At 70.2% G+C, this 22,941-nt stretch carries 16 protein-coding genes; 8 read left to right on the plus strand and 8 right to left on the minus strand.

The window, feature by feature from the left end; genetic code table 11:
- The first annotated feature begins 74 nt into the window (after positions 1 to 74).
- The gene (locus tag HMPREF1529_RS10085; protein WP_016464732.1) at positions 75 to 956 is read left to right on the plus strand and encodes a PHP domain-containing protein; all 882 of its coding nucleotides are present in this window, start codon (positions 75 to 77) and stop codon (positions 954 to 956) included.
- 185 nt (positions 957 to 1,141) lie between these two features.
- On the opposite strand, the gene HMPREF1529_RS10090 is transcribed toward HMPREF1529_RS10085, so the two are convergent.
- A complete protein-coding gene (locus HMPREF1529_RS10090; protein ID WP_016464733.1) occupies positions 1,142 to 2,665 on the minus strand; it encodes a DEAD/DEAH box helicase in 1,524 nt (507 codons plus the stop codon).
- Between the two features lie 161 nt (positions 2,666 to 2,826).
- Between HMPREF1529_RS10090 and HMPREF1529_RS10095 the strand changes: the two genes are divergently transcribed.
- Positions 2,827 to 3,543 (plus strand): ferritin-like fold-containing protein, encoded by a 717-nt coding sequence (locus tag HMPREF1529_RS10095; protein WP_005053650.1) that lies wholly within the window; start codon positions 2,827 to 2,829, stop codon positions 3,541 to 3,543.
- A 30-nt stretch (positions 3,544 to 3,573) separates the two neighbouring features.
- Here the strand turns inward: HMPREF1529_RS10095 and HMPREF1529_RS10100 are convergent, their stop codons facing one another.
- Complete coding sequence (locus HMPREF1529_RS10100; protein ID WP_016464734.1) at positions 3,574 to 3,864, minus strand: GlsB/YeaQ/YmgE family stress response membrane protein; 291 nt, start codon at positions 3,862 to 3,864, stop codon at positions 3,574 to 3,576.
- 16 nt (positions 3,865 to 3,880) lie between these two features.
- Positions 3,881 to 4,129, minus strand: coding sequence for a DUF3107 domain-containing protein (locus HMPREF1529_RS10105; protein ID WP_005053645.1), 249 nt, complete (start codon positions 4,127 to 4,129; stop codon positions 3,881 to 3,883).
- Between the two features lie 152 nt (positions 4,130 to 4,281).
- On the opposite strand from HMPREF1529_RS10105, the gene HMPREF1529_RS10110 reads away from it, so the two are divergent.
- Positions 4,282 to 7,467, plus strand: coding sequence for an ATP-dependent DNA helicase (locus HMPREF1529_RS10110; protein ID WP_232212109.1), 3,186 nt, complete (start codon positions 4,282 to 4,284; stop codon positions 7,465 to 7,467).
- A complete protein-coding gene (locus HMPREF1529_RS10115; protein WP_016464736.1) occupies positions 7,464 to 10,751 on the plus strand; it encodes an ATP-dependent DNA helicase in 3,288 nt (1,095 codons plus the stop codon). The genes HMPREF1529_RS10110 and HMPREF1529_RS10115 overlap by 4 nt, the downstream gene beginning before the upstream one ends.
- Positions 10,752 to 10,775: 24 nt before the next feature.
- On the opposite strand, the gene HMPREF1529_RS10120 is transcribed toward HMPREF1529_RS10115, so the two are convergent.
- A complete protein-coding gene (locus tag HMPREF1529_RS10120; protein WP_016464737.1) occupies positions 10,776 to 12,107 on the minus strand; it encodes a hypothetical protein in 1,332 nt (443 codons plus the stop codon).
- A gap of 65 nt (positions 12,108 to 12,172) precedes the next feature.
- On the opposite strand from HMPREF1529_RS10120, the gene nudC reads away from it, so the two are divergent.
- Both nudC and HMPREF1529_RS10130 read left to right on the plus strand, forming a co-directional pair.
- Positions 12,173 to 13,105 (plus strand): NAD(+) diphosphatase, encoded by a 933-nt coding sequence (nudC, locus tag HMPREF1529_RS10125; protein ID WP_016464738.1) that lies wholly within the window; start codon positions 12,173 to 12,175, stop codon positions 13,103 to 13,105.
- The gene (locus HMPREF1529_RS10130) at positions 13,102 to 14,817 is read left to right on the plus strand and encodes an ATP-dependent helicase (protein ID WP_005053632.1); all 1,716 of its coding nucleotides are present in this window, start codon (positions 13,102 to 13,104) and stop codon (positions 14,815 to 14,817) included. Before nudC ends, HMPREF1529_RS10130 begins: the two co-directional genes overlap by 4 nt.
- Before the next feature lie 830 nt (positions 14,818 to 15,647).
- Here HMPREF1529_RS10130 and HMPREF1529_RS10135 read toward each other — a convergent pair.
- The gene (locus HMPREF1529_RS10135; RefSeq protein ID WP_016464740.1) at positions 15,648 to 17,057 is read right to left on the minus strand and encodes a zinc-dependent metalloprotease; all 1,410 of its coding nucleotides are present in this window, start codon (positions 17,055 to 17,057) and stop codon (positions 15,648 to 15,650) included.
- Between the two features lie 135 nt (positions 17,058 to 17,192).
- Between HMPREF1529_RS10135 and HMPREF1529_RS10140 the strand changes: the two genes are divergently transcribed.
- Together HMPREF1529_RS10140 and HMPREF1529_RS10145 are read left to right on the plus strand one after the other, a co-directional pair.
- On the plus strand, positions 17,193 to 18,311 hold the full coding sequence (locus HMPREF1529_RS10140) for a YlbL family protein (RefSeq protein WP_005053626.1): 1,119 nt from the start codon (positions 17,193 to 17,195) through the stop codon (positions 18,309 to 18,311).
- A 63-nt stretch (positions 18,312 to 18,374) separates the two neighbouring features.
- On the plus strand, positions 18,375 to 21,287 hold the full coding sequence (locus HMPREF1529_RS10145; RefSeq protein ID WP_005053625.1) for a UPF0182 family membrane protein: 2,913 nt from the start codon (positions 18,375 to 18,377) through the stop codon (positions 21,285 to 21,287).
- 84 nt (positions 21,288 to 21,371) lie between these two features.
- Here HMPREF1529_RS10145 and HMPREF1529_RS10150 read toward each other — a convergent pair whose 3' ends face one another.
- The 3 genes from HMPREF1529_RS10150 to HMPREF1529_RS10160 are packed head-to-tail and all read right to left on the minus strand — an operon-like array spanning position 21,372 to position 22,941.
- Positions 21,372 to 22,244 carry a prenyltransferase gene (locus HMPREF1529_RS10150; RefSeq protein ID WP_016464741.1) on the minus strand — a complete coding sequence of 291 codons (873 nt, stop codon included), beginning with the start codon at positions 22,242 to 22,244 and terminating at the stop codon, positions 21,372 to 21,374.
- Positions 22,241 to 22,585, minus strand: coding sequence for a lycopene cyclase domain-containing protein (locus HMPREF1529_RS10155; RefSeq protein WP_005053620.1), 345 nt, complete (start codon positions 22,583 to 22,585; stop codon positions 22,241 to 22,243). Before HMPREF1529_RS10155 ends, HMPREF1529_RS10150 begins: the two co-directional genes overlap by 4 nt.
- Positions 22,582 to 22,941, minus strand: a complete 360-nt coding sequence (locus HMPREF1529_RS10160; protein ID WP_016464742.1) for a lycopene cyclase domain-containing protein — start codon at positions 22,939 to 22,941, stop codon at positions 22,582 to 22,584. Before HMPREF1529_RS10160 ends, HMPREF1529_RS10155 begins: the two co-directional genes overlap by 4 nt.

The following is a 22,941-nucleotide window of genomic DNA, read 5'->3' on the forward strand; positions in this document are numbered from 1 at the left end:
AGTGCTCCTGGGAGTTCCCGGACCGCGAATGCCGCAGGCGGGAGCCCCGCACGAGCCGGCGGTACGCTCGGGGGATGGTCGTGTCGTCGGTTCAGGAGCGGATGCCGCGGTTTCGCGGGCCCAGCGACCTGCACCTGCACTCCGACCATTCGGACGGTACTGAGCCGCCGGCGCGGGTGATGGCCGCGGCGCATGCGGTGGGTCTGCACACCGCCGCCCTGACCGACCACGACACCACGTCGGGCTGGTCCGAGGCCGCAGAGGCGGCCGCCTCGCTGGGCATGACGTTGATTCCGGGCATGGAGCTGTCGGCTCGTCACGAGTGGCGCAGCATCCACGTGCTCGCCTACCTGTTCGAACCGGAGCATGCGGGGTTGCGTGCGCTGACCGACCGGATCCGCCACTCGCGTCTGACCCGCGCCCAGACGATGGCCGAGCGGATCGGTCGTGACTACGACCTCACCTGGGACGACATCCTCGCGCAGACGACGGTCGGGGCGACCGTGGGGCGGCCGCACCTGGCCGACGCGCTCATCGCGCGCGGTTACGTCCGCGATCGGGGGGAGGCCTTCGCCGGCATCCTGCACCCCGGCAGCGACTACTACGTCGACCTGTATGCGCCGGATCCGGTGACCGCGGTGTCCGCGGTTGTGGATGCCGGAGGTGTGCCGATCATCGCTCATCCGGCCGGCCGCGGTGGTCTGCTCCCCGCCCAGCTGCTGGGTCGCATGCTCGACGCCGGGCTCGCGGGATTCGAACTCGGTCATCGGGAAAATCGCGAGCCGGCTCTCGGGGCGCTGCGCGCGCTCGCGGCGGAGCGGGATCTCATCGTGACCGGCTCCAGCGACTATCACGGGTTGGGAAAGCCGAACCAGCCGGGCGAGTTCACGACCGCCGACGAGATGGTGCAGCGCATCATCGGGAGGGCGACGGGCAGCGCGCCCGTCTTCGCCTGACGGCGCGATGCATCAATCCGCCCTGCTCGAGAGGCTGTGGTGGCGGCGCCGGGCCGGGACGCGCGAACTCCGCAGATGGTGACGAACTCCGCATCGGATCGCCGATGTGGATGCGGAGGACGTGCGATTCTGCGGAGTTCGTGCGGCGTGAGCGTCCGGCGCGGTGGCCACCGCGGGTCTTGGCGTCAGGCGCCGGCGACGGGGGGAGCGGCCGGCGCGCCGCCAGCCGCGCCGCGGCGGCGCCGACGGCGACGCGCGGGGGCGGGCTTGCCGTCGTGGTGCTCGCTGCCGGTGCCGTCGTGCGTACCGGCGCCGTCGGCGGAGCGGGAAGCGTCGTCGGACGTGGATGCGGCGGCATCGGCGCCCGCCGATGCACCCTCGGCGAACGTCGATCCGACCGCTGACGATCCGGAGCGACGGCGACGGCGACGACGCGTGCCGGCCTCACCGGTCCCGTCGGCCGCGGCATCCACCGCCCGCTCGGGTGCCGGGCGCTGCGTGCGCACCGACTCCGTCTTGGGTGCCTTGGCGATACGGCCCTTGGTGCCCGCCGGGATGTCCAGGTCGGTGAACAGGTGCGGGCTGGAGGAGTACGTCTCGACGGGTTCGGGCTGCCCGAACTCGAGGGCGCGGTTGATGAGCGCCCACTTGTGCAGGTCGTCCCAGTCGACGAACGTGACGGCGATACCCGTCTTGCCGGCACGGCCGGTGCGCCCGGCGCGGTGCAGGTAGGTCTTCTCGTCGTCCGGGATCGTGTGATTGATGACGTGGGTCACATCGTCGACGTCGATTCCGCGCGCCGCGACGTCCGTCGCGATGAGCACGTCCTTCTTGCCGGCCTTGAACGCGGCCATCGACCGCTCGCGCGCCTCCTGGCTCATGTCGCCGTGCACCGCGCCCGCGTTGAACCCGCGATCGTTCAGCTCGTCCACCAGCTTCTGAGCGGCGCGCTTGGTGCGGGTGAAGACGACCGTCTTGCCGCGACCCTCTGCCTGCAGGATGCGGGCGATCACCTCATCCTTGTCGAGCGAGTGCGCCCGGTAGACCAGGTGCTTGATGTTCGCCTGCGTCAGACCCTCGTCGGGATCGGTCGCCCGGATGTGGATCGGGTTGCTCATGAACCGGCGTGCGAGAGCGACGATCGGGCCGGGCATCGTCGCGGAGAACAGCTGAGTGTGTCGCACCGGTGCGACCTTCTGGAAGATCTTCTCGATGTCGGCGAGGAAGCCGAGATCGAGCATCTTGTCGGCCTCATCGAGCACGACCTCCACCGCGCCGCTCAGATCGAGCAGGCGCTGGTTGTTGAGGTCGATGAGGCGACCGGGGGTGCCGACGACGATCTGCGCGCCGGCCTTCAGCTGGTCGATCTGACCCTCGTACGCCTTGCCGCCGTAGATGGCGACCACGCTCGTCGAGCGGTTCTGGGTGAGCATGTCCATGTCTTCGTAGACCTGGACGGCCAGCTCACGGGTGGGCACGACGATGAGCGCCTTCACCCCGGGTGCTGGGTCGAGGCCGAGACGCTGGACCACGGGAATGCCGAAACCGAAGGTCTTGCCCGTGCCCGTCTTGGCCTGACCGATGATGTCCTGGCCGGGCAGCCCCAGAGGAATCGTCTGCTCCTGAATGGGGAAGGCGTCCACGATGCCCTTGGAGGCGAGGGCCTCCACGATGTCGGGATCGATTCCGAGTTCAGCGAATGTCGTCACAGTACGTGCCTGTCTGGCGGTGAGAAGCCGCCGGTGAGGAAGTCCACGCCTTCTACTCATCCGCAGGCGCGGGGGTCTCGATCCATCGCCGAGACCTGACCAGCCTACCGGAGGGTGTCGTGACTACCTCGGAAGCGGCGGGTCGCATCTAGGCTGGGGGCGTGGTGACCTGGCCCTGGCAGCGCGATCGCACCGTCGCACGTACGCTGCGCGTGCGCTCTCGCGGCGACTTCGGCGACGTCCGGCGCGTCGACTTCGAAGAGCTGGCTCCCGACATCGACACCTTCCTCGGGCAAGCTGCGTACCTGCAGCTCGGCTACTTCGAGACGCTCAGCGAGCTGATCGCACCGACCCCCGAGCTGACGCAGAAGGAGTCGATCTCGGTGGCGGCCGGGGCGGCGCTGCACAAGCACCGCGCGATCCTCGCGCTGATCCGCGAACGCGGCGACGATCCCCTCGACCTCATGCTGCCCTTCCGTGAGCCCCTCGACGCGTTTCGTCGGTCGACGCACGGTGCACGCTCGCTCGAGACGATGCTCTCGGTGCACATCACGGCGGGCATGCTCGACGACTTCTACCTCGCGCTGTCTTCCAGCTACGGCGTGACCGGGCGCCGGGTCGCGGACATCCTGCGCGGCGACGACGACCGGCAAGCCCTCGTCGACATCATCACCGACGCGATCGCCGCCGACGAGCAGTGGAAGTCGCTGCTCGCGCTGTGGGGTCGTCGCCTCGTGGGCGACACGCTCCTCATCGCGCGCGCCGCCCTTCGTCCTCAGACCCTGGATGCCGCGGAGGAGCGCAAGGTCGAGCCGGTGTTCACCGACCTGCTCGGCGCCCATTCACGCCGCATGTCGGCGATGGGCCTGGACGCCTGACGGTCAGCCGCGCGCGGCGCAGCAGCGAGCTCAGGAGATCTTCAGTCGTAGCCGCTCTCGCGCATCGTGGTTCGCACGCGTGCGCGTGAGGACGGCCAGAACGGCGGGTACGACGATCGCGGGGACGGCGATCGAGAGGATCCACAGCCACGGGTCGAGTGTCGTCTGACCGGCCCAGGTGAGGGGCATCCAGACCAGGCCACCCAGGACAGCACCGATCACCGGTGCCACGGCGCTACCGCGCGCGGTGCGTCCGGGCATCAGATAGTGCATCACTGCGCCGTAGGCGCCGCCGAAGATGAAGGCGAGGAGGATGTCCACGGTCGTCCTCCGAGGCTCAGGCGACGAAGCCGACGCGGCGGGACTCCTCCGTGCCGACCTCGATGAACGTGATGCCGGTCGTCGGGACGATGTAGGTGTTGCCCTTGACGTCGGTGAAGGTGACGAAGGACTCCGAGGCCTCGAGAGCCTTCTGGATCGTGCTCGTCACGGCATCCGCCGACTGGGCCGACTCGAAGCTGAGCTCTCGAGCGGTGTTCGCGATGCCGATGCGGATCTCCACGGTGACTGCCTCACTTCTGTTCATGACCCCGCCGCCGTCGGCGTGCGGAGCGGACCGGTGCGCCGGCCGCACCTCGACTCTACGACACCGGATCGGGAGCGGGATCGCGCCGGAGGCGCTGCGCCGCTCGCTGTGCGCGAACGCTCGTGTCGGCGCCTCCGGCTAGCGTGAGAGGCATGGATCGTGTGACGTGGGATGCCGCTCAGCGTGCCGTCATCGACCTTCCCGCCGACGCGTCGGGCGTCGTGGTCGGCGCGCCGGGATCGGGCAAGACCACGACCGCGATCGCACGGGTCGGCGCGCTCGTTCGGCCGTCGGCGGACGAAGCACACGGCATCCTGCAGCCGGACGAGGTGCTCGTGCTGACGCCATCGCGCGCCTCCGCGACTGCGCTGCGAGACCGCCTCGCCCTCGCCGTCGGCGTCGCCACACCCGGCGCGTTGGCGCGCTCGATCGTGGCGTTCGGCTACCAGATCGTCCGCGCCGAGGTCGTCCACCGCGGCGAGCCGGTGCCCCAGTTGCTGACCGGTCCGGACGAGGACCAGGTGATCGCCGATCTGCTGGCCGGAGACGCCGAGGATGAGATCGACGGGATCGTGCGGTGGCCGCTCTCGCTGCCGGCGGCCGTGCGCTCCACGCGCACGTTCCGCGCCGAGCTGCGCGCTCTGCTCGCCGAGTGCGCGCAGCTCGGAGTCTCCGCCGATCACCTGGCGGATCTTGCGGCGCGGCACGGCGTCGCGGAGTGGGCGGCGGCGGCATCCTTCTCGCGGGAGTACCTGTATGCGCGCGACCGCATGCGCGGAGCCCATCGCGACGCCGCGGGCCTCGTCCGTGAGGCGCTGGGCCTCGTCCGCACGCTTCCGGCCGGCGCGCCGGGGCTCGCCGCGGTTGAGCGACTGCGGGCGATCGTCGTGGACGACGCCCAGGAGCTGACTCTCGGCGGTGTGGAACTGCTGGAGGCTTGCCGTGCGCGGGGCGTGGCGGTGCTCGCCTTCGGTGATCCGGATGTCGGTTCGGGAAGCTTCCGCGGCGCCAGCCCGGAGAACTTCTCGCGCCTGGCAGCCGCCGGGCCCGTGTACGTCCTCGACCACATGCACCGCGGCTCCGAGGCCCAGCGACGTCTGATCGCCGCGGTCACGGCCCGGATCGGTGCCGCCGGGGTCGTCGCGCACCGCCTGCGCCCTCTCGCCTCCGGTGATGCTCCGGAGGACGGTGGAGACGGCAGCGTCCGCGCCGTCACGGCTCGCTCCGCGTCGGAAGAGCACGACGTCATCGCGCGCCTGCTCCGAGAGCGCCACGTCCACGACGCGGTGCCCTGGTCGGCGTGCGCCGTCATCGCCCACGACAGTCGACAGGTTGCGGCACTCGAAGCCGAGCTCGCCGCCCGCGAGGTGCCCACGCGCACCCGCGGGCAGCGACCTCTGGCTCAGGCCCGGGCAGTGGCGGATCTGCTGCGCGTCGCGCTGCTGGCCGAGCTCGAGCCCACCGCCTGGACTCTCGAGGACGCCGTCGACGCCCTCCGCGCCGGAGGGATGGATCCGGTCGAGATCCGGCGACTGCGCGCCGCCCTGCGGCTGTCGGCGCTGGCCGGTGACCCGTCGGTGGGCGAGCGGGCCCCCGACGAGCCGGTCACCTCCAGCGCCGATCTGCTCGTGTCCGCACTGGGGCATCCCGTCGCGTTCGCGCTGCTCGACACGCGAGAGGGACGCCGCGCCGAACGGATCGCGCGCACCCTCGCCGACGTTCACGCCCAATGGGACCTCGTTCATGCCGGCGGCGCCGAGGCGCCGACCGCGCACGAGATTCTGTGGAGCGCGTGGCAAGGTCTGGGCGTTGAGCGGGCATGGGTCGCCGCCGCGGAGGGCTCCGGTCCGCTCGCCGCGCAATCCGGCCGCGAGCTGGATGCGCTTGTGGCCCTCTTCCAGGCCGCCAAACGTCACGGTGAGAGAGCGGACGGCACCTCACCCGGGGCGTTTCTGCGCGGCATCCTCGATTCCGACGTCGCCGAGGACCGGCTGGCCGACGATTCGACCGCGGATGCCGTCGACATTCTCACCCCGGCCGGCGCGGTCGGCGCCGAGTACGACACCGTCGTGGTCGCGGGCGTCCAGGAGGGCGTCTGGCCGAACCTCCGCGCGCGGGGGAGCCTGTTGCAGACCTGGCGGCTGGCAGCACTCGCCGCCGGCGCAGCGCCCGATGCCACCGAGACACTCGATCGGCGACGCGGCGTGCTGCACGACGAGTTGCGGCTGTTCGCCCGCGCCTGCTCCCGTGCGCGCCGACGACTCGTCGTGACCGCGGTCGACGATGACGATACGGGGCCGAGTCCGCTCTTCGAGCTTCTTCCGCCGGCTCAGCCGGCGGCGCGCTCCGCCGCGCATCCCCTGACCCTGCGAGGACTCGTGGCGCAGCACCGGCGCACGCTTTCGGAGCGTCGAGCCGACCCGTCCGCGCAGCGCGCCGCCGCCGAGCAGTTGCGGCTGCTCGCTGCGGCCGGCGTCCCGGGCGCCGCCCCCGAAGAGTGGTACGGCATCGCGCCCGTGACATCCACGGCACCGCTGCGCGATCTCACGCGGGAGGACGTGCGCGTCTCGCCGTCGCGGCTCCAGAGCGTGGAGGAGTGCCAGCTCAACTGGCTGCTCGCCGACCTGGGGGCCGATGACGGGGGAGCTGTGGCGGGCCTCGGCACGCTGGTGCATGCGGCGATGGAACGTGCGGAGAGTTCCGACGAAGATGCGCTGTGGGCGATCGTGGACGCGCGCTGGAGCGAACTGGAGTTCGAGTCCGCCTGGCGGGAGCGTGCGGAGCGCGCACGGGCACGCGAACTCGTCCGACGACTGTCGGTGTATCTGCGGCGGTTCGAGTCCGCGGGCGGAAGCGTCATCGGTTCGGAGCCGCATTTCGAGGTTCCGGTCGCCCTCGATCCGGTCGGCAGCCACGGCGCCATCGTCAGCGGGTACATCGATCGCGTGGAGCGCACCGCCTCGGGGGAGGTGGTGATCGTCGACTTGAAGACGGGTAAGCGCGAACCGCAGACCGACGCGAAGGTGGTCGACAATCCGCAGCTCGCCGCGTATCAGCTCGCGCTCGATGAGGGCGCCATCCCCGAGGCTGCCGGTCTCACCCCCGGCGGCGCGAAGCTGCTCGTCTTGCGCCCGTCGGCGGCCACGAAGGACTACGTGGAACCCCGCCAGCCGCCGCTGGATGATGCCGCCCGCGACGCGTTCCTCGCGCGGGTGCGTGAGGCGGCGACCGTCATGAGCGGCGCGGAGTTCTCGGCGCCGTATGAGGAGCACTGTCGTGACGATCACTCCTACGGCCTCTGTCGGATCCACACGATCAACGCGGTGAGCGCCTCATGAGCATCGTCTCGCCCGCCGCACTCGCGGCCGCACTCGGCCAGTTCCCGCCCACCGATGAACAGGCGCGCGTGATCGCCGCGCCTCTCTCGCCCGCGCTCGTCGTCGCCGGCGCCGGCAGCGGCAAGACCGAGACCATGGCGGGGCGGGTCGTCTGGCTCGTGGCGAACGGCCTCGTTCCGCGTGATGCGGTGCTCGGTCTGACGTTCACCCGCAAGGCCGCGGGCGAGCTGGCCGAGCGCGTGCATCGACGACTGCAGCGGCTCGCGGAGTTCGAACGCCGTGGGCTTCTTCCCCACCTCGAGACGCTCCATGCGCGGGGGCATCTCGACGTCCTCGGCGAGATCGAGCGCAGCGGTGCGCCGTCACCGTCCCGGTTCGCCGTCCTCGATCAGCTCGTCGCCGTCACTGGCGCCGCCGCGGTCGCGGACGACCTGTCGGCGGACGCACTGCTGGAGCGGCCGACCGTCTCCACGTACAACAGCTTCGCCGACAGCATCGTGCGTGAGCACGCCGTGAGACTCGGCCGTGACGCTGAGGCCGCGGTTCTCAGCGAGTCCGCAGCCTGGCTGCTGATGCGGCGCGTCGTGCTCGAGTCCGACGATCCGCGGCTGGAGGTGCGCGAGGAGGCGCTGCGCTCGATCATCGACGCCGCACTGCGGATCGCCCGCGACGCCGCCGACAACCGGGTCGACCTCGACGAGCTGGCGCGCTTCCCGGCGCGCTTCTCCGACGTCCTGGAACGCCCCTCGACGTCGGCCCGCGTCACCGTGTACGCCGATATCGCGAAAGCGCACGTCGCCGTGGGCGCACTCGACCTCCTCGCCGACCTGGCGCGGGAGTACGCCCGGCGAAAGCTCCGCCACGGCGTGATCGACTTCTCCGACCAGGTGGCCGGAGCCTGCGACATCATCGATGCGCACCCGGCGGTCGGCGAGGAGCTGAGGGACCGTTATCGCGTCGTGCTGCTGGACGAATACCAGGACACGTCCGTCGTGCAGACCCAGCTGCTCGCCTCCGCCTTCCGCGACGCGGCGGTGATGGGGGTCGGCGACCCCCATCAGTCCATCTACGGCTGGCGAGGGGCCAGCGCCGGCAATCTCGGCGACTTCGCGACGGCATTCAGCACCACCGGTGCGGCCGAGACCTTCGCTTTGATGACGAGCTGGCGCAACAGTGTCGACGTGTTGCGTGCGGCCGACGCCGTGCTGGCGCCCCTCGCCGAGAGCGTTCCGGTCGCCGTCGAAGGCCTGCGGCCGCGTCCGGGTGCGGGCTCGGGCGAGGTGGAGATCCACATCGACACCGACATCGACGCGGAGGCCGATGCGGTGGCGGACTGGTTCGCGCGCGTACGGCATGAGCGCGCGCGAGCGGGCGCCGCGACGACGGGGGCCGTGCTCTTTCGCAGCAAGAAGCACATGGTGCATTTCGCCGATGCCCTGGGCCGGCGCGGCATCCCGCATCGTATCCTCGGCCTCGGCGGGCTGTTGTCCACGCCGGAGGTGGTCGATGTCGTCGCGACGCTCCGGGTCATCAGCGACCCGCGTGCGGGGTCGTCGCTGATCAGGTTGCTCGCCGGTCCGCGCTGGGGGATCGGCGTGGCAGATCTGCGGGCGTTGAGTGAGCTGTCCCGGCGGATCAGCCGTCACGACGGCGCCCTCCAGCCGCTGCATCCCGACATCGTCGCGCGGATGCGGACGTCGGCGGGGGATGATCAGGGCTCGCTCGTCGACGCTCTCGACTTCTTCCTCCGTCACGGCGCCGACCACGGCTGGCTGAGCGACTTCACCGCGGCGGCACGAGAACGCCTGCGCGAGGCGGCGGCCGTCTTCGCCAGTCTGCGTCGGCACGCGACACTGCCGATTCCCGAGCTCGTGCGGATGATCGAGCTCGAACTCCGGCTGGATATCGAGCTGGCCGCGAACGAGGCACGCGGTCCGGCGCGGGTGGCCGGTGACCAGTTGCGCGCCTTCGTCGACGAGTTGCACGGCTTTCTGGCGACCGACGAGCGCGGGTCGCTGCCCAGCCTTCTCGCCTGGCTCGACCATGCCGAGCGTCTCGATGAGTTCGCGCCGCGCACCGAGCCGCCGGAGGACGATGTCGTGCAGCTGCTCACGATCCATGGATCGAAGGGCCTCGAATGGGATGCCGTGGCCGTCGTCCGACTGGTCGAGGATGAGCTGCCGACCCGGCCCAAAGACACACGCGGATGGCTCGGGTTCGGCGTTCTTCCGTACGAGTTCCGCGGCGATGCCGACTGGCTCCCCGCCTTTCGCTGGGGTGCTGACCAGTCCCCGACGCAGCAGGACCTCTCCCGTGCGCTGGACGACTTCGTCGCGGCCGGGCGCGCGCGCCAGCGGGATGAGGAGCGTCGGCTCGCGTACGTCGCCGTGACCCGTGCGCGGGATCACCTGTTTCTGAGCGCTTCGCACTGGTCGGGGACGAAGTCGCCGCGTCGCCCGAGTGCCTTCCTGGAGGAGATGGCCGCTGCTCTGGGCCGGACGATCGTGCCCGACGTCGACCCGGGCGACAACCCCTTCGAGGGTCGCCGCCGCCTCCTGCAGTGGCCGCTCGATCCCCTCGGGGCCCGGCGCGGCACCGTCGCCGCCGCAGCCGAGGAGGTGCGACAAGCTGCGCAGGCCGAGCCCACGACTGAACTCGCCCTCCTGCTCGCCGAGCGTGCCGAGCGGGAACGCAAGGCGCGACCGGCGGCGCCGGTGCGCATCCCGGCATCCCGCTTCAAGGACTTCCTCGGCGACGCGCCGGCCCTGCGCCGTCCGCTGCCCGAGCGTCCCTATCGCCAGTCGCGGCTCGGGACGGCTTTCCACTCGTGGGTCGAGCAGCGCTCGGGCGTCGTGGGCGCCGGCACCTCGCTCGATGACGCGCTGTGGGATGAGGAAGCATCCGATACCGCGGCCGTCTCCGACGGCGGTCCGGCATCGACAGAGCTCGCCGAGCTGCAGGAGCGTTTTCTGGCCTCCGAGTGGGCATCGTTGCGGCCGTTGGAAGTGGAGACGGAGATCGACGTCACGATCGAGGACGCTCTCGGAGACGGTCGACCGCACGTCGTGATCTGCAAGCTCGACGCCGTCTACCGGCGCGGCGAGCGCATCGAGATCGTCGACTGGAAGACGGGCCGTGCGCCGCGCACCGCCGCCGAGCGGGATGAGCGAATGATCCAGCTGCGCCTGTATCGCGAGGCGTACCACGCGAAGCACGGCATTGCGCGCGAGCAGATCGATGTGGTGCTCTTCTACGTCGCGGAAGGCCTCATCCTGCGCGATTGAGGTCGCGGCGGCGCGCGCCGGGTGTCAGGCCGTGCCGGTCCAGCGGCGCAGAGCGTTGCGCGCGGCAGTGTCGCGGTCGATGTCGTCGGCCGAGGGCTCGCCGGGGGCGTCCTGCGTGGCTGCCTCGCCCTGACCGGCCGCGGGCGCGGGTGCGGTGCCATCGTGAACAGGGATGTCGGAGGTGTGCACCGGAACCCGCGTCGTCGACGGATGCGCCGGCTGCGCCCACTCCGACATCTCGATCGCGACGGTGTCCAGGCGGCTCGTCTCGACCATCCCCGTCGCGTTCTCATCGGCGAGGAAGGTGGCGAGGGTCTCCGGGTCGAAGCTGTCGGTCTGCATCGAGGTGTCGGCGGCCTCGCCCGCACCGGCAGGGACACGCTGGGTCGCCGCAAGCGCCTGATCGAGCGTGACATCGTCGCGCGCCCGTACCGGTTCGTCGCGAACGTTGGCGTCGAGCGACTCCAACAGTGCCACGGCGTCGCGCACGACGTCCTGCTGCCCGGCTTCGTGACCGTGCACCAGCCACTTCGCGAACTCCAGCTCGGCATGCAGCCGGGCGCGCTCGGCGAGGAGGGCGTCGGGAGCACGGTGCGAACGGTGCGCGTACTCGTCGAGCACGTCGGCTTGAGCAGCTGGGGCCGAAGCCGTCCAGCGCACGTCGATCGCCGGATCGCCGACGCCGAGTGCGCCCCAGCTCAGAAGACCGGTGACGGCGGGTGTGCCCTCGGCGTCGTCCTCGAAGACGAAGGATGCCGGGTCGACCCCGCCGAGAACGACGGTCGTCTCGAAGCGCCACAGCGGATCGGATCCGATGGCGGTGCTCCAGCGTCGCAGCAGCCCGAAGGGCAGGAGCCCGGTCGCTTCCGCCCGATCCAGGAGGCGCTCGGCGTCGTCGCGCACCTGCGCGGAGGTCCGCATGGGCAGTCCCGCGTCACGGATCACGGTCACCGGGAGATCGTGGACCGCCGCGATCGCGGCGGCCAGAGCGGTGGCGACGCCCCGCCCCGCGGGCACGTGGGCCGCATCGACCCGATAGCCCGGCAGCAGCGTCTGGACGAGGGCGCTGCGACCGTCGACCGTCGTCTGGCCCAGAACATCGGGGGCGCCGAACGGCAGCACACCCCGCACGCCGGCGGTCAGCGACGTCAGGGCACGCGCCTCGGACAGCAGATCCTGCTCCGCCTGGTCGTTGACGGGCACACGCACCACGACCCGCCGGCCGTCGTCGAGCGTGGCGATGGCGCTGTCGTAGCGGCCGGAGACGCCCTCGGTCAGCGGCGCCACACCGACCACCGCGACGCGGGGAAGGGCCGACGTGACCGACGCGGCTAGAGTGAGAGGTGAGCGTGCCATGCCCCCAGGGTAGGTGTGCCGCGCCCCGTCCCCGTGTGCGCCACGCCCGTCGAGGAAGGTCCCGGATGTCGCCATCGGCTGAGCCGCCTGTTCCCGTGCGTCCTCCCGCGCTTGCGCGCGGCGGTATCGACCGCTGCGCCGACGAACGCAGCGCACCGGATCTGCTCGCGCGTCTGCGGGGCGAGGCGCCGACGCGGGTTGTCGCGGTGCACGGCGATCGCGCGCCGCTCGACGGCGACGGCGCTCTGCTGACGGTACCCGTCGGACACATCCGCGAGGGGGTGTCGTGGGCGTTCCTTGGGCGGGATGCCGAGGGAGCGGCAGTGCTGCTCGCGGCGTCCGGCGCCGACGAGGACATCCCCGTGGCCGCGCATCCCGCCGACGCGTGGGGGTCGTTGCGCGCGATCGGCGGCGAGATGTCGGCCACGGACGCCGGGCTGCTCGTCGAGGCGGTCGCCCTCGGGCGTTGGCTGGTCGAGGCGCCCTTCTGCTCCCGCTGCGGTGCGCGCACCGAGGAGCGCACGGGTGGGTGGGCGCGTCACTGTCCGGTGTGCGGGCGCGAGCACTTTCCGCGCACCGACCCCGCCGTCATCGTCGCCGTGATCTCTCCGGACGGCTCGTCGCTGCTGCTGGGCAAGAACGCGCTGTGGGCGGATCGCAATCTCTACTCGACGTTCGCGGGCTTCGTCGAGGCGGGGGAGTCGCTGGAATCGGCGATCGTCCGCGAGGTGCAGGAGGAAGCCGGCGTGCTCGTCGAGGCGCTGCAGTACCGGGGGTCTCAGTCCTGGCCCTACCCTCGGTCACTCATGCTCGGCTTCCATGCGACGGCGGCGGACATTTCCGCGGCCCGCGCCGACGGCGAGGAGATCGTCGACGTGCGGTGGTTCTCGCGCGAGGAGATCCGTGCGGCGCTGCGCGGCGACGGCGACATCCTGCTTCCCGGCACGACGTCCATCGCGCACCGGCTGATCGCCGACTGGGCGGGGGACCCGGCGTGAGCGGACGTGCGCTTGAGGGCCTCGACGACGAGCAGCGGGTCGCGGCGGCGATGCTGCGTGGACCGGTCTGCGTGCTCGCGGGAGCCGGCACCGGCAAGACACGCGTGATCACCCACCGCATCGCCCACGGGGTCGACACCGGCGCCTACTCTCCATCGCGGGTGATGGCGGTGACCTTCACGGCGAAGGCGGCGGGGGAGATGCGCGGGCGTCTGCGGGCGCTCGGTGTCGAAGGGGTCGCGGCGCGCACGTTTCACGCGACCGCGCTGGCGCAACTGAACTTCTTCTGGCCGCAGCTCGCCCGCGATACGGCGCCGTCGATCATCGACAACAAGGTGCGTGTGCTCGGGCAGGCCGCCGACAGCCTCGGCCTCCGTCTGGACGGCACCACCCTGCGCGACGTCGCCAGCCGCATCGAGTGGCGGAAGGTCGCGATGCGAACGATCGATCAGGATGCCGCTGCGCACCCCGAGGGCCTCGGCAACACGCTGGATGCGCAGGTGCTGGCGGATCTGCAGCGGCGCTACGAGAAGGTCAAGGACGAGCGGCGTCAACTGGACTTCGAAGACGTGCTGCTGGCGTGCGCCGGGATGCTGGAATCGGAGCCGCGGGTCGCAGCCGCGGTGCATGAGCAGTATCGCCATCTGACGGTCGATGAGTTCCAAGACGTCTCGCCCGTGCAGCACCGCCTGCTGGAGCTCTGGCTCGGGGATCGGCGCGATATCTGCGTCGTCGGCGACGCGAGCCAGACCATCTACTCGTTCGCCGGGGCCGACCCGCGCTACCTGCTCGGATTCCCGGACCGTTACGAGGAGGCCACCGTGGTGCGCCTCGAACGCAACTATCGCTCCGACCCGGCGATTCTCGGGGTCGCGAACGCGCTCATGCGCGGCCGACCGGGCGCCCTCGCGCTGCGTTCGGATCGTTCAGCCGGCCCCGTCCCGTCGGTCACCGCCTATGACGACGATCAGGCGGAGGCCGAAGGTGTGGCGACGGCGGTGGCCGCCCAGCTCGCGTCGGGCATCGAGCCGAACGAGATCGCCGTGCTGTATCGAGCCAACGCGCAATCGGCGCCCGTGCTCTCGGCCCTGGCCGCGCGCGGAATCGCCGCGACCGTTCTCGGCGGCAAGCGGTTCTTCGATCTGCCCGAAGTGCGTCAGGCGGTCTCGCTGCTGCGGGGCGCCTCCGTCGCGCCCACCCCGAACGGTCTGGTCGCGGCGGTGCGCGACGTGCTGCGCTCGGTCGGCCTGACCGATGATCCGCCTCCGGCCGGCGGAGCGCTGCGTGACGCCTGGGAGGCACGCGCCGCCGTCCTGCGTCTGGCCGAGCAGGCGCCGGAGGGCACCACTTTGCGGGCATTCACCGACGAGCTGATGGTGCGCGGACGCGGTCAGCATGAACCCACCCTGCGCACCGTGACACTCGCCACGCTGCATGCGGCCAAAGGCCTGGAATGGGATCACGTCCATCTCCTCGGCCTCGCGGAAGGACTCCTGCCGATCTCCTACGCCACCGGTTTCGACGAGATCGACGAGGAACGACGACTCGCGTACGTCGGCGTCACGCGGGCTGCGCGTACCCTCTCGATGAGCTGGTCGCAACGGTCGGGATCGCGCTCACGTCAGCGCTCCCGCTTCCTTCAGGAGATCGGCACAGGCACTGTGCGTGCGGCCGGTGCGCATGCCACGTCCGCCGGACGTGGGAGAGGCTGAGCCCGACCGACATGCTCGTATGCACCTCCCCGGAGCGCTCCGTGGGCGCGTCCAGGGCGTCGCGCAGGAGCCGGCCGGTGAGGACTCCGGCTTCGATCAGCAGACCGGGATCCGTGCGCACCGGATCACGACCGAGTAACTGGGCGGCGATGAGCGGCCACTGCGGGTCCTCGGCGGTGCGGCGTGCGTGCTCGCACGCGGTGCACGCCGTCGCACCGGGGATGACCACGGGTCCGACGCGCACGCGGTCACCGGCGAGCTCGATGGGGATGTGGGTGACGTCGGCGCGCATGAGCCGCGCGGCGCGGCGCGGGTCCATGAGCCGGTCGGCGACGACGATCACCGGCACCCCGCGCTGCGGCGCGTCGGCGGCCCAGGTGCTGATCGAGACGCGCGCCAGGCCTGCGGCGTCCCACCCTGCCAGCAGCGCTTCACGCTCGGCGCTCGTCAGCGACTCGGGCACCTCCACCCCCACGGCACGCGGGGTCGGTGGTTCTCGGATCAGGGCCTGCTCGATTCGTCCCGTGAACTCCGCGGCCTCCGCAGACGTGGCCCCGAAGCTGCGTGCCAGAGGTCCCAGTCCCGCATCGGCCACGCCGTCGGCAAGGGCGTCGAGGAGGCGCTCCTGCCAAGGGAGCACGCCGTCGACGCGGATCGCCGGATCCGTGCCGAGCTGGAGACTCGAGGGCGTGCGCCACAGCGGCGGGGACGAAGCGGCCAAGCGGAGCATGTCCCGATTCTGAGGCGAGACGGGCCCCCGTGCCGCGACTTTCCACAGCCGCGACACGTGCGGGTGTCCAGACCGGTGAGGGGGAGGAGGCCCCGTCGGATCACACCGGGCGCGGATCCTCCGGACCGTCGTCGTCGGAGGCTTGCGCGCCGGGTTCGCCGGTGGCGTGCTCCGCCTCCTCGGCCGCTTCGGCCAGCAGTGCGTCCAGCGCCTCGTCGAGGGCGTCCCGTTCGGGGTCCTCGCCGCGCTCGTGGGCCACCAGACGCGCCACGAGCGCCTGCGGGTCGTCGATGTCACTCGCCCCCGGCATGAGGTCGGGGTAGTCCCAGAGTCGGTCGCGGGCCTCGATGCCCACGGCATCCGTCACGGCGCGCCACATCGCCGCCGCTTCGCGCAGTCGTCGCGGGCGCAGCTCCAACCCGACGAGGGAGGCCATCGCCTGCTCGGCGGGACCGCCCACGGCTCGCCGGCGACGCACGGCCTCGGCGATCTTCGCCGCGGCGGGAAGGCGCGAGGTCGCGTCGGCGGTCACGACATCCACCCAGCCTTCGATGGTCGCCAGGAGGTTCTCGAGCCGAACAAGCGCAGCATCCTGCGCGGGCGTGCGTTGAGGAAGCAGCGCCCCGGACTCGAGGGCGGAGCGCAGCTCCTCCGGTGAGGACGGGTCGAAGCGCGACGCGAGGTCTTCGAGGGCGGTGGTGTCGACGTGGATGCCGCGGGCGAACTCGGTCACCTGGGTGATCACGTGCAGCCGCAGCCATCGGGCGTGGCGGAAGAGGCGAGCGTGCGCGAGTTCACGGGTTCCGAGATACAGCGCGAGCTGGTCGTCGGTCACGTCCAGGTCACGGGCGAAGTCGGTGAAGTTCTGCGGCAGGATCGCCGCGACGCCGTCGGGCATGACGGGAATGCCGACATCGCCGCCGGACACCACCTCCTGCGACAGGCGTCCGATGACGCCGCCGAGCTGAGCGGCGAACAGCGAACCGCCCACGCGTCGCATGAACGTGCCCGCTCCGGCGACGAGCTGTCGCATCTCCTCCGGGGTCTGCTCGTCGATCGCGGCCGTCAGCGCCCCCGCGATCGAGTCGGCGACGGGCTCGGCGAGCTCCTGCCAGACCGGAAGCGTCGTCTCGACCCACTGTCCGCGGGTCATGGCCTGCGCCGGGGCCGCAAGGTCCGAGATCGTCGTGGCCTCGCTCAGCCAGAGGGTTGCGAGGGCGAAGGCCTGATCGAAGTCGTGGCGAGCGCCCGTCGTGATACCGAGCCCGTCCTTGTTCGCCAGGTGCAGAGCCTGCGTCTTCGCCGCGCTCCAGTCGATGCCGTCATCGCTGCCGGTGGCGAAGGCGTGCTGCATCTGCGCCATCATCTGCTGCAGCATGGCGGGATCCACGCCCATGCGCGAGAGGTTCTCGAGCTGTTCGGGGTCAAGGCCTGCGCCTCCACCACCGAGCAGGTTCCGCAGCAGTTCTTGGAAGTCGTCTTCGGGGCGGTCGGGAGTCTCATCAGCCATATCAGGCGCCTTTCAGCAGGCGGATACCGTCGCGTTCTACGCTAATGGCTGGACTTCCCCGCACGGCCGCCTCGGCCCGCCACGGAGGATGTCCCGTGTACGCCGATCGCGAACGATCGGCCGGGAGGATCTGCTGTGGCACTGTTCGACGAGGGCACGACCGTCGTGCCCGCTCGCCGCCGTCCGGTGTCCCGCCCCCTGCGCGTCGGAGTCTGGGCTCTCGCTGTCGCCCTCGTGGCGTTGCTGACGCTCACACTGCTGCCGAGCACCTACGTCATTCAGCGTCCGGGCCCCGTCTTCAACACGCTGGGGTCGGCCCCGGACTCCTCGGGCGCCGATGTGCCGCTGATCACCGTGAAAGGCGCGCCGACCTTCCCCACCTCCGGTGCACTGGACCTGCTGACGGTGCAGGTCGTCGGCAATCGCGAACGCACCCCGTCGTGGTTCGAGCTCGCCCTCGCCTGGTTCGACCCCGCGAAGGCGGTGCTGCCGCTGGACGACGTCTTCCCGCAGGGGCAGACGACGCAGCAGCGCAACCAGGAGAGCGCGGTGATGATGGTCGACTCGCAGAAGGAGGCGACGGCTGCCGCTCTCACGCAGCTCGGCTACGACGTCAAGCCGATGGTGGAGGTTTACGCACTCACCGACGACTCCGCAGCGCAAGGCATCCTGCAGAAGGGTGACGTCATCCGCAGCGCGAACGGTCAGGCGATCACCGAGACCGATCAACTGCGCACCATCATCAACGCCGGTGCGGGCGCTCCCGTGCGACTCGCGATCGAGCGCTCCGGCGCGAGCGAGAACGTCGAGGTGACCCCCAAGCAGGCGACCGTCGACGGCAAGAGCACGTGGCTCGTCGGCATCTCGACGATGCACGACTACGACTTCCCGATCGACGTCACCCTCCAGCTCAACAACGTCGGCGGGCCCAGCGCCGGCATGATGTTCGCCCTGGGGATCATCGACACGCTCAGCGATGGGAACCTCAACGGCGGCGCACAGGTCGCCGGCACCGGGACGATCGACGCCGCCGGCACCGTCGGGCCGATCGGTGGCATCCGCCAGAAGATGTACGGCGCGGTCGGCGCCGGAGCGACGTACTTCCTCGCCCCCAGAGACAACTGCGACGAAGTGGTCGGTCACGTGCCGTCCGGTCTTCGCGTGTTCTCGGTCGCCACGCTCAAGGACTCGCTGCAGGTGCTGTCGACGATCCGCGACAAGGGCGACCTGGACGCGCTGCCGACCTGCCGCTGAGCTCACGGCATCCTGGAAGGTTGGTCGGCGTCCCGCCAGAATCACCCCACCTAGGATGGTGGTGTGACCACGACCTCAGCGCCGAATCAGGCCACGCCGAACCCCGTCCGTCGCGCGATTGCCATCACGCTCGCGGTCATCGCGGTCGTCGTGGTGGGCTTCTTCGTCTTCGCGAGCCTCTACGCCGATTGGCTCTGGTACGACCAGCTCGGGTTCTCGAGCGTCCTGTGGACGCAGTGGACGGCGCGCGTGATCATGTTCGTCGTCGGCTTCCTGGCGATGGCCGTGCCCGTCTTCATCGCGATCCAGCTCGCCTACCGTCTGCGCCCGGTCTACGCGCGTCTGACCTCTCAGCTCGATCACTACCAGGAGGTCGTGGAGCCGCTGCGTCGCCTGGCGATGTGGGGCATCCCGGTCTTCTTCGGCTTCTTTGCGGGCTTCGCCGCCTCGGCGCAGTGGCAAACGGCCTGGCTGTGGTTCAACCGCGTCGACACCGGCGATCTCGATCCGCAGTTCCAGATGGACACGGGCTTCTACCTGTTCTCGCTGCCGTTCTTCAGTTCCGTGCTCGGGTTCGCGTCGGCCGTGCTGCTCGTCTCGCTGCTGCTCTCGGCACTCGTCGCCTATCTGTACGGATCGGTGCGCGTCGGGCAGCGTGAGCTGCGCATCTCCAAGGCCGCGCGCATCCAGCTTGCGGTGCTCGCGGGCCTCTACCTGCTGGTGCAGGGTGTGAGCATTTGGCTCGACCGCTACAAGACACTGACTCAGCAGAGCGATCGCATCACCGGCGCGAGCTACGTCGATGACCATGCGGTGATCCCCGGCCTGACGATCATCGCCATCGCGGCCGCGATCGTCGCCGTCCTCTTCTTCGTGACCGCGATCATCGGGCGGTGGCGGTTCCCGCTGATCGGTGTGGGCCTGCTCGTCGTCTCTGCCCTGGTCGTCGGCGTGGCGTACCCGTGGGTCGTGACCAACCTGCAGGTGCGTCCGAATCAGGAGACGCTGGAGAGCCCGTACTACCAGCGCAACATCGACGCCACGAAGAAGGCCTACGGCATCGACGGCCTCACCAAGAACGACTTCCAGGCGGTCACGAACGTCGCACCCGGCCAGCTCCGCTCCGATGCCCAGACGACGGCGTCGATCCGCATCATGGACCCCGCGATCATCTCGCCCACGGTGCGTCAGATCGAGCAGTACCGCGCGTACTACCAGTTCACCAACCCGCTCGATGTCGACCGCTATCAGATCGACGGCAAGTCCCAGGACACGGTCGTGTCGGTGCGTGAGCTGAACATGGCCCAGCTCGGTCAGGCCGCGTCGTGGTACAACTCGACCCTGGTCTACACGCACGGCTACGGGATGGTGGCGGCCAAGGGCAATGAGCGCACGGCCGACGGCAATCCCGTCTTCATCGAGCGCGGCATCCCGACCACCGGCGCGCTCACCACGAGCGAGAAGTACGAGCCGCGCATCTACTTCGGCGAGAACTCGCCACCGTACTCGATCGTGGGCGCCCCGGAGGGCACCCCCGACATCGAGCTGGACTACCCGCGCGGCACGGGCGATGCGGCGCAGACGAAGACGACCTTCGAAGGAAACGGAGGGCCGAACGTCGGCAACCCCTTCAACCGTCTGATCTACTCGCTGAAGTTCCAGTCGACCGACATCCTGCTTTCTGACGGCATCAACGCGGACTCGCAGATCCTCTACGACCGCGATCCGATCGACCGCGTCAACAAGGTCGCGCCGTACCTCGAGCTCGACAACGACCCGTACCCGTCGGTCGTCGACGGACGCATCGTCTGGATCGTCGACGGTTACACGCTGAGCGCGAACTACCCGTACTCGTCGATCGTGAGCCTGCGCGACGCGATCAGCGACACGACGAACACGACGCCGCGCGTGGCCCTCGACGACGTCAACTACATTCGCAACTCCGTCAAGGCCACCGTCGACGCGTATGACGGCAAGGTGACCCTGTACGCGTGGGATGACACCGATCCGCTGCTGAAGGCGTGGCAGAAGATCTACCCGTCGACGGTGAAGCCGCTGTCGGACATGAGCGCCGACCTCATGAGCCACGTGCGCTACCCGACCGATCTGTTCAAGGTGCAGCGCGCCATGCTCGGCACCTACCACGTGGACGATGCGGGGTCGTTCTACCAGCGTGACAACGCTTGGAAGACCCCCAACGATCCGACGCAGAAGAACCCGGTGCTGCAGCCGCCGTACTACCTGACGATGAAGATGCCGGGACAGGATGCCGCGAGCTACTCCATGTTCACGACGTTCATCCCGGGCGGTGACGACACCCGCAACGTGCTCATGGGGTACCTGTCGGTGGACTCGGATGCCGGGGCCACGGCGGGCGTCAAGAGTCCGAACTACGGCAAGCTGCGCATGCTGGAGATCAACGCTGAGACGCCGGTGCCCGGACCCGGACAGGTGCAGAACACGTTCGACGCCGATCCGAGCGTGTCCGCGTTCATCAACATCCTGAAACAGGGACAGTCGGATGTCATCAACGGCAACCTGCTGACGTTGCCGGTCGGTGGGGGACTGCTCTACGTCCAGCCGGTGTTCGTGCAGTCGTCCGGCTCGACGAAGCTTCCGACGCTGCAGAAGGTGCTCGTGGCCTTCGGTAACCAGGTCGCCTTCGAGAGCACGCTCCAAGATGCGCTCGACAAGCTGTTCGGTGGCGACTCGGGCGCGAGCGCCGGGGACGGCGACGTCACCCCGTCGGCGACGCCGAGCCCCTCTGCGACCGCCGGCTCGGGGTCCGGCTCGGGTGCGACCGGCGGCGGCACCGGGACCAGCGTCGAGTTCCAGGCGGCGCTCAAGGACGCGCAGCAGGCGATGCTGGATCGGCAGAGCGCCCTGACGCAGGGCGACTGGACGAAGTACGGCGAAGCGGACGCACGGCTGACGGCGGCGCTGCAGAAGCTGATCCAGCTGGAGGGTCAGGGCTGAGTTCGCACGCAGGAGCGAAGGGCCGGGGGCGTGATGCCTCCGGCCCTTCTGCGTGGTCGCGTGAGGATGCGCGCGCCGGGGTCGTCAGCGGCCGAGCGCGTACCAGATCAGCAGCAGCGTGACCGCGAAGCCCGTGAACTGATTGAGCCAGAGGAAGCGATCCCACCCGCGTGTGGCGCGCTCGGCATCCTCATCGGCAACGTTGCGGTACGGCCACACGGTGACGATGTAGGGCAGCGCGAGCACCGCTGCCAGCGGGCCCGGCCATGCGGCGCCGAGCATCATGACGCCGGCGGCGGCGTAGCCGGCGATCGCGAGACGGACGGTGGCGCGGGCGCCGAAGACCGTGGCGATCGATGAGATGCCGGCCTGGCGATCCGCCACGACGTCCTGCACGGCCCCGAATGCGTGCGAGGCGATCCCCCAGAGGGCGAAGGCGCCGATCACCGCCCCCAGCTGCCACGTCCACGTCGCGCCTGCCAGCACGAGAGCGTAGACCGCGGGGGAGAAGAAGTGGATGCTGCTGGTCACGGAGTCGGCGAGGGGACGCTCCTTCAAGCGGAGGGGAGGCGCCGAGTAGAAGACGACGAAGAAGAGGCTCACCGCCAGCACCAGCCAGGAGACAGGCGTACCGACGGCAACGAGGTACACCACGAACGGGAGGCACGACAGTGCGGCTGCCCACAGCGTGGTGCGGTGCAGACGGCGCTCCAGCACGGCGCCGTGAGCGCCGCCCTTGCGCGGATTGCGGAGGTCGGACTCGTAGTCGAAGACATCGTTGATCCCGTACATCGCCAGGTTGTAGGGGATCAGGAAGAAGAGGGTTCCGATGATCAGGGGCGCGTCGACCCTGCCGGTCGTGAGGAGCATGGCCGCCGCAAAGGGGTAGGCCGTGTTGACCCAGCTGACCGGTCGGGAAGAGAGCAGGAGCTGGCGTGCGGTGGCGGTCGCGGTCATCGTGCGGGCTCCGTCTCGGTGTCGGTCGGGGCGGGAGGGACGCGTCGACGCGGGCGGAGAAGCTCAGCGATGGCCGGGACGGCGAAGGCGGCCACGATCGGGTAGGACAGGTCCTCGATGGGTGCCAGGCCCACACGGATGCCGCTGATGAGCGCGTCGGGGTAGGTGAACAGGCCCGCCGCGATCATCGCGTTGTCGAAGATCACGGTGAGTGCGACGAGGATCACGGCCGTCACGACGCTTGCCGCCAGCCGCCTGCGCAGGCCGGGACGGCGAGCCGTCGCGGCGAACGCGAGCAGCCCGAGGACGGCGAACGGCGCGACGATCAGGGCGTACGTCATAGCGCCTTCCGCACCCGCCCGCCCCGTGCGGTCAGCACCCGGATCACGGCAGCGTGGACGACCAGCGCCAGATAGCACAGGAAGGCGAGGAAGACCGGCTCTTCGATCGGAAGGTGCGGGGCCAGGTCGATCCCCAGAAGATAGGGGCTGTCGCCCTTGACGAACACACCGGTGGCGATGCCGACGGCATCCCAGGCGAGAAAGAACACGGTCCCGACGAGGACCGCGGCGATCGCGCGCCCCCTCGTCGGACCGACGTGCCTGGGCGCCGACCACAGCACGAGTCGCAAGCGCGCATCCAGCACGATGATCCCTCCCAGCGACACCAGGAGGATGAGCAGATAGGCGCCGGGCAT

It is taken from the genome of Microbacterium sp. oral taxon 186 str. F0373, from assembly GCF_000411455.1.
In the GTDB taxonomy this organism is placed as follows: Bacteria; Actinomycetota; Actinomycetes; order Actinomycetales; family Microbacteriaceae; genus Microbacterium.